Source organism: Corallococcus llansteffanensis (genome assembly GCF_003612055.1).
In the GTDB taxonomy this organism is placed as follows: Bacteria; Myxococcota; Myxococcia; order Myxococcales; family Myxococcaceae; genus Corallococcus; species Corallococcus llansteffanensis.
In genome coordinates, this window is record NZ_RAWB01000001.1 from 26,973 (window position 1) to 41,573 (window position 14,601).

The 14,601-nt window shown below is 72.2% G+C and carries 2 protein-coding genes; both read right to left on the reverse strand.

The genetic code is table 11. From position 1 onward, the window contains the following. Nucleotides 1-16: 16 nt before the first annotated feature. Entirely contained in the window at nt 17-2,116 is a 2,100-nt protein-coding gene (gene gltJ, locus D7V93_RS00115) for an adventurous gliding motility protein GltJ (protein WP_120641364.1), read from the reverse strand. 136 nt (nt 2,117-2,252) lie between these two features. Beyond that, nucleotides 2,253-14,528 carry a tetratricopeptide repeat protein gene (locus tag D7V93_RS00120; protein ID WP_120641365.1) on the reverse strand — a complete coding sequence of 4,092 codons (12,276 nt, stop codon included), beginning with the start codon at nt 14,526-14,528 and terminating at the stop codon, nt 2,253-2,255. Nucleotides 14,529-14,601: the final 73 nt, after the last annotated feature.

Here is a 14,601-nt window from a genome sequence, read left to right on the forward strand (position 1 = left end):
ATGTCGCTGTTTGACTTCAGAACGTGAACGGGAAGTCGATGGGGTCGCCCTGCTTCTGGTGCTTCGGGAAGGACCACCCCTTGATGATGCCGGTGATGCACGTCGCCATGTAGCTCGAGCGGAACTCGTCCGTGCGGCACGACACGCTGGTCGTCTTGCCACTCGTCTGGACCGTCCAGCGCATCACCAGCTTGCCGCTGAGCGAGGGGTCCTTCTGCCGCTGCTCGGTCACGCACTTCATGATGGCCGGCTTGTTGTTCAGCACCACCTGCATGATGTCCGACTGCTGCAGGCGCTCCAGCGTGCCGCCTCCCGGCTCGGGCGGGACGTACACCGTCGACGTCTTGCCCGCGGGCTTCGTGGCGGCGGCCGGCTTCTTCGTGCCGAACAGCTCATCGAAGTCGTCGTCCCCTCCCCCGGAGTTCGACGAGGAGGACGCGGCCGCGGGCTTCGAGACCGTGATGGCTTCATCGTCCTCGTGCGAGGAACCCCGGCTGCCACTGCTGCCGGAGCCCGTCCGACGCTGGGTGCGCGGCTCCACCCTCGCCACCGCCGTCGCCATGTTGGGCGTCGTCGCCGGGGGCTGCACCGCCGCCGCAGGAGGCGGAGGCGCGGCCGCGGGCGGTGCTGCTGCCACGGCGGGCACGGTCGCGGGAGGCGTTCCCGCCGCCACGGGCGTACCGGCCGCGGGGGCTCCCGCCACGGTGGCGGCCGGAGTCCCCGCCGCGGGCGCAGCGACCGGCGCCGTGGCCGCGGGCTGCACCGCCGCGGGAGGCGGAGGCATGGGCGGCAGCTCGGGCTGGCGCGTCGGCGCGACCGCGACCTGTGCAGGCGGGTCCACGGGGCGCTCGGACGAGTTGCCCCGCGCGACGTAGACGACCGCAGCTCCCGCGATCACCAGCACGCCCGCGGTCACCGCGACCAGCATCCCCGTGCGGCCCTTGCCACCGCCCGTGGGCGCCGCCGCCGGCGGCGGATAGGCCGCGGGATAGCCCGGAGGCGGATAGCCCTGGGGCTGCCCGTAGGGCATCTGCGCCTGCTGCTGCGGATAGGCCGGCTGCTGCGGCGCGTACTGCTGCACGGGCTGCTGCGGATAGGCCGGCTGCTGCGGCGCGTAGGCCGCGGGCGCGGCCATGCCCGAAGCGGCGCCCATCATGGCCACGGGCATCGCCGGAGACGACTTCGGCTCCGGCGGCGGCATGGGCACGTCCAGGAGTCGTGACTGCGACAACGGCTCGCGATCCAGCGAGGGCGCGGGACGCGGAGGCGGCTTGGTGAGGGCGTCGTTCTCCTCCTTCACCAGCGAGGCCAGCACGCTCGCGGCCGAGGGCTTCCAGCCCACCGGCTCGTCCGGCGCGGTCGACGCGCCGCCCAGACCCGGACGGGAGTTGCCCGCGCTGAAGGCGGACTCCACCGGGCCCGCGGGAATCGTCGGCGACGACGCGGTGACCGGCGCGGGGGCGACGATGACCGGCTTCGCGGGGCGCGGCGCCAGCACCGACGCCAGCTCCGCCGTCTCCGAGAGGGGAATCCAGTCGCCGAACCCCGAACGCCAGCAGAGGTTGTCCGGGCCCACCTCGCCCCGGTCCCAGGCGTCCTTCACCTTCTCCACGGACCAGGGGCCCACCTGCTTCTCGTCGATGGCGACGTACCACTCGTGCGACGCGGCCTTCGCGTCGTCCATCGTGGACTCGGCGGCCTCGGCCTCGGCGAGCTTGCGGACCGTGTCGGCCTTCGCGGCCTTCGCGGCCTCGGCTTCCGCGTCACGGGCCTGGATCTTCTGCGAGCCCGTGCTCAGGACCTGATCGAAGACAGCGCCAATCTCGTCCTCTTCGACGTCGGTGAAGAGGCCGCCTTCGGGCGGTGTGCCCAGCGTGGCGGGCAGCCCCGTCCCGGACGACTCCACGATGCGCGGCGCATTGGAGTCCGACGTGGCGCTCTTGGCTTCCGTGGACGCGGGGGTGTCCGCCCCTCCCTCCTTCGCCGCCGACGCTCCGGCGGGCCTCACCAGGATGGTGTGACCACACTTCTTGCAACGAAGCTTGACCCCCTTCGGGCCAACCTTGTCGTCGCTGATCATGTACTGGGCGCGGCAGCTGTCGCAGACGAAACGCATCGTTCCCGTAAGCCTCAGAAATGACGGGCGAAATCCCGTCCGAATCGTAGAAGTGGCAACAGGCGGAGATCAAGGACGCCTGCCTTGAACGCCCGCCTGCTTTCAACGCGTGAACCCTCGCGTCGGTCTGAGGGCCCTACTTTCGAGCCTGCACTTCCACGTGTGTGCCAACAGCCACACGCAGCTCGTGGAGGTCCTCGGAGGTCGCGAACACCAGCAACTCCCGCAGCTTGGTGCGCGACGGGACGCGGAACGACGAGCCCGTCTCGCCCTGGACCATGCGGCGCACGGGCTCCAGCTCGCCCGCGGCGAAGAGGCCCGCGCGCGACGCGGTGAGCTCCGCGCCCTCCAGCCAGGTGCGCACATCCTGCGGCGTCGCCGTGGGCAGGTAGGCCCGCGCGACCTTCGCCAGGGCGGCCCGGTCGGGCTCGCTCAGGCTCTTCTGGAGCAGCTGCCGCTCGGCGTCCACCAGCCGCGGATCCACCGTGAAGCGCACGTTGCCCACCACCAGGCTGAGCGCCGCCTGCACCACGGCCTCCAGCCGCTCGGGTGCGACGCGCTGGCTGAACGCCAGCTCCGGACGGGCCAGGGCCAGCGTCCTGCCCAGGAGGTAGTACACCTCCTTCTGCCCCTGCTCCGCGAAGTACTTCCCGCCCACACGCACGCACGCGGGATGCGTCTGGAGCAGGTCCACGTTCACGAGCGGCTCGGGGGCCGGTTCGTTGGAGCGCTTCGCCAGCCGCTCGCGCGTCGCCACGAGGAACGGCGAGTACAGCTCCACCGCCTCCATGCCGAAGAGCCGCGCGACGTAGCGGTAGTGGTTGACGTGGTACTCCTGCGCCGTCGCCACGTCGATGCGGTGGCGCTTGGGGACCAGCTGGTACTGCGGAAACGGCACCGCGTACAGGTGCCCCGCCTTCTCGAAGAGCAGCCCCAAGAGTTCCGACAGCGGCCCGCGCACCTTCGGGTGGAAGAGCGCCGTCTGCCACAGCCGGTCCGTCAGAGGACGCTGGGCCAGCTCCTTCTTCTTCGCGTAGGGCCCCAGCTTGGTGAGGATCTCCTGCTCGTCCTCCCCCGCCTCGCCCAGCAGCCCGGACACTGCCTGGGCCGCGAGCCACGCGGCGTCGTAGTCCTTGCGCACCGCGGACAGCCGCACCAGGTGGCCCACCACCTTGCGCGGGTTCTCCGTGTTCGGCAGCGCGCGGCGCAGCGCCACGATGGCCTCTTCCTCGCGGCCCGGCATCTGGCCTGCGACCTCCGCGAACGTCTCCTGAATGACCGGGTCGTCCGGCATGCCCTTCGCCGCGACGCCGTAGGCGGCCACCGCGCCTTCCGGGTGCTTGAGCACCTGGAGGTACAGGTCACCCAGCGCGCGCCACAGCGTCATGCGGGCCGGGTGCGTGTCCGGCGTCTTGGGCAGACGCGAGAGCATGCGCGTGTAGTTCTCCTCCAGCACCTTCCACTGGCGCGCCCCGCCGAGCAGCGCTTCCAGCGCGCTGAAGGCCTCCACGAAGCGGTGATCCAGATCGAGCGCGGCGTTGAAGGCCTGCGTCGCGCCCTCCACGTCCTTCAGCTCGTCGCGGCGGATTTCGCCGAGCGCGAACCACACGCGCTTGGCCTTGTGCGGCTCCGACGTGAGCGCGGGCAGCGCCAGCATGCGGCCCAGCACGTCCGCGGCCTTCTGGCCCTGACGCGTCTCGCGCAGCAGGCGGTAGAGCGCGTCCATGACTTCCGGCGCCTCCGGCTGCGTCTTGAGGGCGCCGCTGAACGCGTCGATGGCCATGTACGGGTCGTGCAGTTCGTCGCGCGCGATGCGCCCCAGCTCCAGGTAGACCTTGACCTTCGCCTCGCCCTCCAGGCTGTTGACGAGTTCCTGGCGCAGCTCCGCGGACTTCTCGTAGCGGCCCGCCTTGTCCATCAGCGTCACCAACGCGCGCAGCGTCGGCTCGTGCTGCGGGTCGATGGCGAGGGCCTTCTCGAAGTGGTTCTGCGCGCGGTCCGCCTGGCCGAGCGCGGCGTGCACGTCACCCAGCTGCCAGTAGACCTCCACCACCTCCAGGTCCGTCAGCTCCTCGCGGTGGTGGATGAGGATGGTCTGGAAGACCTTGAGCGCGTCCTCGTACCGCTTCGCCTGCACGAGCAGGTTGCCGTAGCCCTCCAGCGCCGGCAGGTACGTGGCATCCAGCCCGTAGGCCTTTTCATACGAGCTGAGCGCCTTGTCGCGCCGGCCCAGCTTCTCCGTCACGTAGCCCAGCCGGTAGAGCTGGCGGCAGAGGTCCTGGGCGATGGCGGCGTCCTTCTCCGCCATGGCCTTCTCCGCCATCTTGCGCGTGACGATATCGAGCATCCGCTCCGCCGACGCCCAGTCCTCCCGCGCGATGTAGACGTCCGCCAGCGGGCGTGCCGCCTCCAGGCTGTCCGGGACGTGCTTGAGGGCCTCCTCCCAGTAGTGGGTGGCCGTCTCGCGATCCTCGCGCGTCTCCGCGTGGTAGCGCGCGACATCCAGCAGGGCGCGGCCCTTGGCGGCCGGGTCCTCCGTCTGCTGCGCCTCCTGCAGGAGCGTCTGCTCGTAGCCGCCCCAGTCCTTCTCCTGCTCCTGGATGCCCTTGAGGGCGCGGATGGTGGGCAGGTGGCCCGGATCAATGGCGAGCGCCTGCTGGTACGCGGTGCGCGCGCTGGCCATGTCCGACAGCATGTCCTCGTTGATCTTCCCCAGCCGGTGCCACAGCTCCACCGCCACCGGGTCGGTGCCCACGACCTGGGCTTCCTTCTGCAGCATCTCCAGCGCGAAAGGCCAGTTGCCGCTGCGCTCGTAGAGGTTGCCCAGCGCGTGCAGCGCCTGACGGGAGTCGGGGTCCGTGGCGAGCGCCGCGTGGTAGCTGTTCACCGCGCGGTCCACCACCTTGAGCTGCTGGTACTGGACGTTGCCGATCTCCACGTACAGCTCCGCCTGCTCCTGCGGGCTCGTGGCGAGCGCGAGCTGGCGCTCGTACGCGGCGATGAGGTCCTCCCACCGGCCCTGCGCGCGGCGCAGCCTGATGAGGGACTTGATGGCCGGCACGTTCTGCGGGTCGATGGAGAGCACGCCCTCCACGCACGCGTCGGCGTTGGCCGGGTTCTGGTACGTGTCCTCCCAGATGGTCGCGCTGCGGAAGAGGACGCGGACCTTCTCGCGGTAGTCCTGGCTCAGCTCCAGCATCCGCTCGTAGATGGCGAGCAGGTCCGCCGGATGATCCAACCGGATGTGCAGCCGCTCCAGCGACTCCAGCGCCTCGCGGTTGACCGGGTCGAACTCCAGCGCCATCCGGAACGCGGACACCGCGGACTCGTCGTCCTTCAGGTCGCGCTCGTAGACGTTCGCCACCTCCACCTGGATGCGCGCACGCTCCTCGGCGGAAGAGGCGAGGTCGCGCGCACGCAGCAGCGTGGTGGTCACATCGCGGTGCGCCCCCCCGCTGCGGTAGAGCTTCGTGAGGACGCCGAGCGTCTCGAGGTCCGGCTCCAGATCCAGCGCGCGCAGCAGGGCGCTGGCCGCCTCGGTGGGGTCCTCCAGCGTCTCGTCCCAGACGCGGGCGATCTCCTTGAGGATGCCCTTGCGCGCCTCGATGGAGCCCGCGGCCTCCAGCTTCTGCTCCAGCGCGACGACGTATTCGCGGTCGCGGCCGCGCCGCTGGAACACCGCCGCCAGCCCGTCCAGCGCGGTGGCGTTGGTGGGGTCGAACTCGAGGATCTTCCGGAACGCGGCCTCGGCGGCCTGCGGATCATCCAGGCGCGTGTCGTGGATGCGCGCGAGCGTGGCGTACAGCCGCTCGGCGAGCGGTCCGCGCGGCAGCTCGTCCGCGACCTCCTCGTAGACGGCCGCCAGCTCTTCGTGGCTGCCCGTCTCGTCCGCGAGGCGCTCCACCTCCTCGCGCAGCCCGTCCTCCGTCGCGTCCAGCTGCAGCGCGCGGCACAGCGCCAGGAACGCCACGTCCTTCTGGCCCAGGCGCTCTTCCTGAACGCGGGCGATCTCGCGAAGGGCCGCCAGCTTCTCCTCGTCGGTGACGAGGTTTGGCATGTAGCGGTCCATCACCGTCGCGTACGCACGCCAGTCGTTGTGCGTCCGGTACAGCGTGCACACGCGCTCGTAGGCGGTGCGGTTCGCCGGATCCAGCTCCAGCACCTTCTCCAGCGCGCCCGCGGAGAGCTCGGGCTTGCCACCCTGCCCCTCCCACAGCTCCGCGACGGTGAAGTACGCGGCGATGGCCGGGTCGCGCTCCTCGGTCTGCAGGTGTACCTGGACCTTGAGCTCCAGGGCGCGCACCGCGTCGTTCCACGCGCGCAGCGACACGGACAGCGCGTACACGCGCTCCAGGTCGGAGACGATGTGCGGTTCGACCTCCAGCGCGCGGCGGGCCGCGTCCAGCGACTCCTCGCGCCGGCCCATGCCCGCGAGCACCTCGGCCAGCCGCAGGCGCAGCGCCTTCACGCCCTCGCTGTTCTCCTGCAGCGGGACCAGGCGGCGCAGCACGCCCACCAGCTCCTCGCGCTGGCCCGTCTCGTCGTACAGCTCGCGCAGCGTGTCCAGCACGCCGCGGTGGCGCGCGTCGCGGTCCAGCGCCGCCTTGAAGTACAGCACCGCCGCGTCCGGCTGCTTGAGCAACCGGTACACCACGCGGCCCAGCCGCTCGTTAAGGCGCACCACCTCGCGCGGATCGAGCGTGAGGGCGAGCCGGCCCTCGAGCAGTTCGCGCAGGTCCTGCGGACGGTTGGCGCGCTCGTACAGCGACTCGAGCGCGGAGAAGACCTGCTCGTTGCGCGGGTTCTTCGTCAGCAGCTCGCGATACAGGTCGATGGAGCGACCCAGGTCCGACAGCCCTTCGGCCGACACCTGCGCCATCTTGCCAAGCACGCGGTCGCGCTCGCTGCCGACGACCTTGTCCGCCTGGAGCTTCAGGATGGCGTAGAGCTTCTCGGACGCACCCGCGCCCTCGTAGATGCCCTCCAGCAGTCGCGCCGAGGCGAGGTGTCCGGGCTCCAGCGCGAGGATGGCCTCGTAGGCGCTCGCCGCGCGGTCCGGGCTGTCCAGCCGCTCCTGGTAGAGCTGCCCCAGGCGGAAGAGGAAGCCCAGCTTGTCCGCGGTCGTGGTCGCGCCGGTCGCCAGCGCCTCCAGCACACCGGCCAGCTCCGGCCACGCCTCCAGGTGCAGGTAGAGGCGGTCCAAAGCGACGAGCGAGCGCTCCTGCACCGAGGCGTGCAACGTGCGCGCACGCTCGAAGTAGGACACCGCGCGGTCGGGATCACGCAGCCGCGTCTCCAGGAGCTGCCCCAGCTTGAGGCACACCTGGGCCGCGTCGGCGGCCTCGGCGATGCGCGGCAGGGCCTCTTCGTAGAGCACCACCAGCTCGTCATAGCTGCCCGCGACGTCGGTGGCGTTCTCCAGCCGGCGGCGGACCTCCGCGTCGTTCGGATCCTCCTTGAAGCCACGGTAGAGCGCGAGGAAGGCCAGCTCGCCTTCGCCCTGCGTCTCGCGCAGCGTGGCCAGCTCGCCGAGCAGCTGCTTGCGCTCGACCGAGTCCGGGGACACGCCCACGCGCGTTTCAATCAGCTGCGCCAGCCGCTGGACGTCACCGCTCGCGCGGAAGGCGCGCAGCAGCGTCTCCACCGCGAGCAGGTTCTGGGGCTCGCGCGCCACCAGCGCTTCCATGCGGCCCACCGCGCCCGGGTGGTTGGGCTGCACCGCCAGCACTTCGCTGTACAGCGCCAGCGCGCCCACCTTGTCGAGCAGCTTGGACTCGCGCACCGTCGCGAGGCGGAACTTCAGCTCCAGTCCCTCCTCCGTCGGCATCAGCGCAATGCGCCGCGCGAGGACGTCCGCGAGCTCCGGCCAGCGCTCCTGCTTCTGGCAGAGCGCTTCCATCCGCGCGAGCGCGGCGGCGTCATCCGGCTTGAGCTCCAGCAGGCGCCGGAACGTGGCCAGGGCACCCAACGTGTCCTTGAGCTGCTCCTCCTGCAACGCGCCAATCTGGAAGAGCACCGTGGCGCGACGCGCCGGCTCTTCCGACAGCGCGAGCTGACGGCGCAGCACTTCCAAGAGTTCCGACGGACGGCCCTGCGACGCCACCAGGCGCGCCGTGCCATCCAGCGCCTCGTGGTCCGTGGGCTTGAGCTCCAGGACGCGCTTCCAGGACGCCAGCGCCTCGGCCGGCTCGCCCAGGTCCACCTGCAGCCTCGCGAGCGTGCGGTACAGCTCCGCGCGGGCGGCGTCACCGGCCTTGGGCGCGACCTCCATCAGCACCGCGCACAGCTCTTCCGGGGCCTCCGCCTTGTCCACCAGCGAGACGCACAGCTCCAGCGAGCGAGGATCCTCCGGCAGCTCGCGAAGCGCTCGCGTGGCGGAGAGGAACGCCATCTCCGCGTTCTCCAGCGCGGTGGAGTAGATCTCCGAGATGCGGCGCAAGAGCGCGGCCCGCTCCTGCGGCACGGCCTCCGCGGAGGCACGCGACTCCAGCATCTCCACCTGCTTCAGGTGGTTGCCCACCGAAGCGAAGACGGGCTCCAGGGCGCTCGCCGCCGCGCCTCGCAGCGGGCTCTCCGAACGCGCCAGCTCCTCGAGCGCGCCCACCGCTCCCGGGTGGCCGGCGCGCCGCGCGAGGACGGCCTGGTACAGCTCCAGCGCGCCGCGCGGATCATCCAGGCGCGAGACCTTCAGACGGCCCAGGCGCACCCGCAGGTCGGACGCCTCTTCCTGCGCGTCGCGCGCATCCGCCATCTGGATTTCACGCTCGACGTGCTGCGCGAGCTCCGCCCAGCGCTCCATGTCCGCGAGCACGCGGCCCAGCAGCTTCAGCGCGTTGGCGTTCTCCGGACGGCGCTCCAGCACCTCGCGGTACGCCTGCGCCGCGAGCGACTTGTCCGCCAGCGTCTCCTCGGCCAGGTGCGCCAGCTCGAAGAGCAGGTTCACCTGCGAGGCGGGGGTCGGCTCCGCGGCCACCTGCCGGCGCATGACGAGCGCCAGCTCCCGGTGCGCGCCCGTGCGGCGATGCACGCGAGCGATGGCCTCCAGCACCGTCTTGTTCATCGGGTCGCGCCGGCTCACCTGCTCCAGCGCGCGCACCGCCAGGTCGTAGCGCTTCAGGCGGTTGTCGTAGATGGCCGCGAGCCGCCGCCACAGGTCGCCCGCCAGGGGCTCCGCGGGGTCGCGCTCGAGCTGATCCTCGTAGGCCGCCGCCACCTCCTCGAAGGAACCCGAGTCCGCCGCGAGCCGCTCCAGCTCGTCGCGCACGCTGGCTTCCGCGGGCAGCTCGTTGAAGGCGCGCAGGCGCGCGACGAAGGCGAGCGACGTCTGGCCCAGGCCCTCGCGCAGGATGGCGATCTCCTGCAGCCGCTCCAGGCGCTTCTCCGGCGGCACTCCAGGCAGGAGCACCTCCAGCACGTCCACCAGCTTCCGCGTGTCGTTGAGGCCGCGGTAGACGGGCTCCAAGAGCCGCGCCGCCTCCAGCCGGGGGCCGTCGTGCGCGAGCAGCCGCTCCAGGCCCGCCACCACCTGGCCGTCGCCGGGCGACAGCTCCAGCAGCCGGCGGTACACGGGAAGCGCCTCGGCGGGGCCGACCTCCTTCTCCAGCAACTGCGCGCGGCGCAGCAGGTACGCACGCCGTCCCGGTTCGTCCGGCGCCAGCTCGGCGAGCTGATCCAACACGTCCGCCTGCTCCACGAAGCGGCGCGTCTTGGCATACAGCTTGTCGAGCGCCAGCAGCCCTTCGGGCACCTTGCTCAGCGCCAGCGCGGAGCGCAGGGCCTCGATGGCCTTCGTGTCCTCGCCCGCGCTCGCGAAGGCCTCACCGGCCTTGAGCAGCAGGCCCAGGCGCGTCTCCGGGTCGGTGGCGAGCTGCGCCTGGCGGGCATAGACCTCCGACAGGCTCTTCGCGTTCTGGCCCTTCTCGTACAGCCGGGACAGCGCCTCCAGCGCCTGACGGTCCTGCGGCGCGTCTGACAGCAGGTTCTTCCAGAGGCGCGTGGCCTCCTCGGGCTGATCCAGGCCCTCGCGCAGCTCCGCCGCGCGGCGCAGCAGGTCCAGCGCCACCGGATCACCGGAGGTGAGGTCCACCGCGGCGCTCTCGTAGATCTCCGCCAGCACCTCGTGGCTGCCCGTCTCGCGCGCCAGCCGCTCCAGGTCCGGCCGCACGCCTTCGCGGTCCAGGCCGTTGGCGAACGCCTTCACCGACGCCATGAACGCGAGCGACGGCTGCTGCATGTCGCGCTCGTAGATGCGGCGGATCTCCCCCGCGAGGATGATCTTCTCCACCGTGAGCGCGGACTCCATCCGCGTCTCGCGCAGCGCCACGCGACGGGCGTGGTCGCCCACCTGCGCCAGCACCTTGTCCAGCACCTCCAGCGCCGCCCCGCTCGTGGGCACCGCCGCCTTCACCCAGGCCTCCAGCGCGGCGCGCGCGCCCGGATGCCCCGGATCCTCGGTCAGGATGCGCTTGTAGAGCCCCAGCGCCGCGTTGGCGTCGTCGAGCTCCGTGCGCAGCAGCTCCGCCAGGCGGAAGGAGACCTCGCGACCCTGCGGGCTCTGGCCTTCCTGGTTGCGCCGGAGCGCGAGCGTCCACGCCAGATCCTTGGAGCGGTCGAGGTCCGTGTAGAGCCGATCCAACGCGGTGGCGGCCTCGCGCTGCGCGGGGTCGCGCTCCGCGATGGCGCGCCACGCGGCGGCGGCGCTCTCCTTGTCGGTGAGCTTCGTCTCATGCAGCAGCGCGGCCTCGCGCAGCGACACGAGCTGATCCGCCGGCTCCTGCGATGCGGCCGCCAGCTTCTCCAGCACCTCCGCCAGCGCCGCCCACTCCTCGCCCGCGCGGTGCAACCGCTGCAGGGCCCGCAGGCTGTCGAGGTTGCCCGGCTCCAGCACCAGCAGCGCGCGCAGGGCCTTCACCGCGCCCTGACGGTCATCCAGCTTCTTCTCCTGCACCTCCGCCAGCTCGCGCAGCAGCGCCGCGCGCGACGGGCCGACGTCGCCCTCTTCCGTCAGCTCGACGAGGATCTCCGCGAAGCTGTCGAGCGAGTCCGCGTCCTCCGCGGCCTGACGCGCGGCGGCCCGCAGGCCCGCGTCCGCCGGGGCCATGCGCATCGCCCGCGCGAGCGACGCGAACGCCAGCTCCGGCTGCCGCAGGTGCGCCAGGTGCACCTGGGCCGCGGAGCGCAGCGCCTGCACCCGGCCGGCGTCGTCTCGCGCCACTTCCGAGAGCACGTCCAGCGTCGCCACCAGCTTGCGGTGCTCCTTGGTGCGCTCATACGCGGGGATCAGCGCCCGCGCCGCAGCCTCGCGCGACGGGCCCGAGGCCAGCATCGCCTCCAGCGCCGCGAGCGCGTCCGGATCCGACGGGCGCTGACGGAGCAGGTCGCCGTAGCTCTGCACCGCCTCCGCGCTGCCATCCTGTGAGCCCTGCAGCAGCTGCGCGCGACGCAGCTTCAGCCGCGACACGTGATCCGCGTCCCCGGCCGTCTCCGCGAGGCCGATCATCCGCGCCAGGGTGTCCCCCAGCTCGCGCTTCATGCCGGCCTTCTCATACAGCTCGGCGAGGCGCGGCAGGTGCCGGCCCTCCTCCGCGCCGTGGGTGATGGCGGACTGGAGCGCTTCGGCGGCTTCCAGGGGACGGCCCAGCTCGACGTTGAGCTCCACCAGGCGCAGCAACAGCTCCAGCCGCTCCGGTCCACGCGTCGCGTGGATGCGCTTGCGCAGCAGCGTCTCCGCGTCCGCCGAGCGGCCCGCGCGGCCGTACAACCGCACGAGGCGCTGGAGCACCTGCGGCGCCTCGGGCGCGCGCGACAGCGCGGCCTCCAGCGCGGTGATGGCCTCCGCCGCCATCCCGCCCTCCTCCGCGAGCACCGACGCCTCGGAGAGCAGCTGCACGGCCAGGGCCGGATCCTCGGCCTCGGTGGCGAGCGTGCGCAGCACGCGGCCCAGTTCTGCGTGGGCGGACAGGTCGCGCGCCAGGCGCGCCGTCTCCGAGCGTCCCGCTTCGTCCCGGGGCTCCTCGCGCACCATGCGCAGCCGCGTGTCGAAGGCGGCGCGGCTGTCCGCGAGCTGCTTCTCGTGGATGCTGGCCAGCACCGTCAGGAGCCGCTTGCGCGTCGCCGCGTCCGTCGTGGAGTCCAGCTGCTGCTGGAGCGCGGCCACCTGGCGCTGATGGTCTCCCGTGCGCCCGTAGTGGTTCGCCAGGGCCTCGGTCAGCGCGGCGGTGCGCACGCCACCGGCCGCCAGTCGCTCCAGGCCGCCCACCACCACGCCGGTGGAGACGTTCTCCGCCAGCAGGCCCAGGAACAGGTCCGCCGCGTCCTCCTGGCGGTTCAGCCGCTCCGCGTACAGCTTCGCCTGCCGCGCGGTCCACTCGTTGCGCTCGAGCTGCGACTCGGCGAGCGTCGCGAGCTTCGCGGCCAGCGACGCGGCCTCCTCGAACTTCGACAGCGCCACGCACAGCGCCTGGAGGCGCTGCACCGCGCCCGCATCCTCGGGCGCGAGCTGCACCCACTGGCGCACGAGCGCTTCCAGCTCCTCCGGGGACGCGCCAGACGCCTCACGACGCGCGATGTCCGTCTCCAGCCGCGTCTTCGGATCATCCGCCAGCGCCGCGGCCGCCTGCAGCGACTTCACGGCCTCGCTCGCCACCGAGTCTCCCGGCACGCGCGAGAGCACCTCGCGCCACGCGGCCTCCGCGCGCACGGGATCCGCCAGCGGCCCCTGGAGCAGCTGCGCCAGGTGCCGCCACAGCGCCACCGCCACCGCCGGAGGCGCCGCCGCCTGCGCCGCGCGCAGCAGGGCATGGGCCAGCGCCGGCTGCGCGTTGGCCTTCTCCGCGTGCTCCACCACCGTGTTGAGCAGGAGCGGCCGTCCCGGCTCCAGCTCCAGCGCGCGCGCCAGGACCTCGAAGGCGCCGCGCTCGTTCTCCTGCTCCTCGAACATCAGCGCCAGCGCCTCGCAGAACGCCACGCGCTCGGCGCGCGGACGCGGGGCGAGCATCGCCAGCTCCAGGAGCGGCAGCACCTCGTCCAGCTTCTCGTCCTCCGCCAGCAGGCGCGACAGCTGGAAGGCCGCGAGCGCGTTGGTGGGCTCCAGCTTCAGCGCCGCCTCCAGGTGCTCGCGCGCCGCCTCCGGGTCCTTCAACTGCTGCATGCACAGGTCCGCCAGCCGCAGCCGCAGGCTCGCCTGCTGCGCGCGGTCCTTCACCGTGCCCAGGTAGCGCTCCAGCGTGGCCACCGCCTCCAGGTAGCGCTCCTGGCCCAGCATCAGCTCCGCCGCGAGGCTCGCCGCGTCCGCGCGCGAGGCATCCGCCGCCACGGCCTTCTCGAAGGCGGCCAGCGCCCCGGCCGCGTCGTTCATCCGCCCCAGCTTGAGCGTGCCCACGCGCAGCCACAGGTCCACCTGCGCCGTCCGGTCGCGCGCCTCGCCCGCCATCGCCTCCAGCTGCGCGATGGCCGGCGCGTGGTCACCCGCGCGCTCCGCCATCCGCTCGATGAGCGTGAGCGCTTCGGGCATGCCCGGCCACAGCAGGAAGCAGCGGTCCAGCGCTTCCTTCACCTTGCCGGCGGCCGTCGGGTCGTACCAGGCGAACAGCTTCGCCACGAGCAACGACAGGCGCGCGGCGCTCTTGCGGTCACGCTCTTCCAGCGACATGCCGCGCAGCATGCGCACCTTGTCGCGCCACACCTGCTCGAAGCGCTGCATCGCGCGGGTGGCCTTCTCCGCGCGCGCGTTCTGCGGATCCAACTCCCGCGCCACGTCCAGCACCTGCTGCGCCAGCACGTGCTCGGTGGGGTCGTCCACCAGACGCTCCGCGAGCGCGGCGTACTCCTCCGCCATGCCCGCGTCGCCCAGCGCCGCGCGCTCCCGCTGCAGCGCCTCGAAGGCCGGCTGGAAGCGCTCCTCGCTCAGCAAGAGCTGCCGCACGCGCCGGAACGTCGCGCGGTCGGGCTTCACCCTCGCCGCGCGCTGAAGGCACAGCACCGCGCGGTCGCGGCGGAAGAGCTTCTGCTCGTAGAGATCCGCGGCCTTCAGGTAGTGGCCCGCGCTCTCCTCGCCCTGGGTGGCGGCGCCCAACCGCTCCAGCACGTCCACCAGCGCCGCCGAGTCCTGACGGATCTCATGCAGCCGCTTGAGCCCACGCAGCGCGGGCATCGGATCCTTCGCCACCAGCAGCGCGCGCTTGAGCAGATCCTCCGCGCGAGGCGCGTTGCGCTGCCGCTCGTGCGCGAGCTCCGCCGCGCGGCACAAGAGCCGCGCCGCCTCTTCCGTGGGCACGTCCCGCGAGCGTCCCTCGTACAGGCGGATCAGCTCCTCGACCCGGCCTGTTTTCTCCAGGGCCGCTTCGGTCTCGACGAAGGAGCGGTCATCGGTCACACGCAGCGTGGGACGCGCAGGGGTGGAAGGCAGTTCCATGATGCTCGGGGGCCAGGGGGGTGAATGAAACGAGGGCGCCAGCGGCCGGAGTGTACCGGCCGCGGGCGCCCCC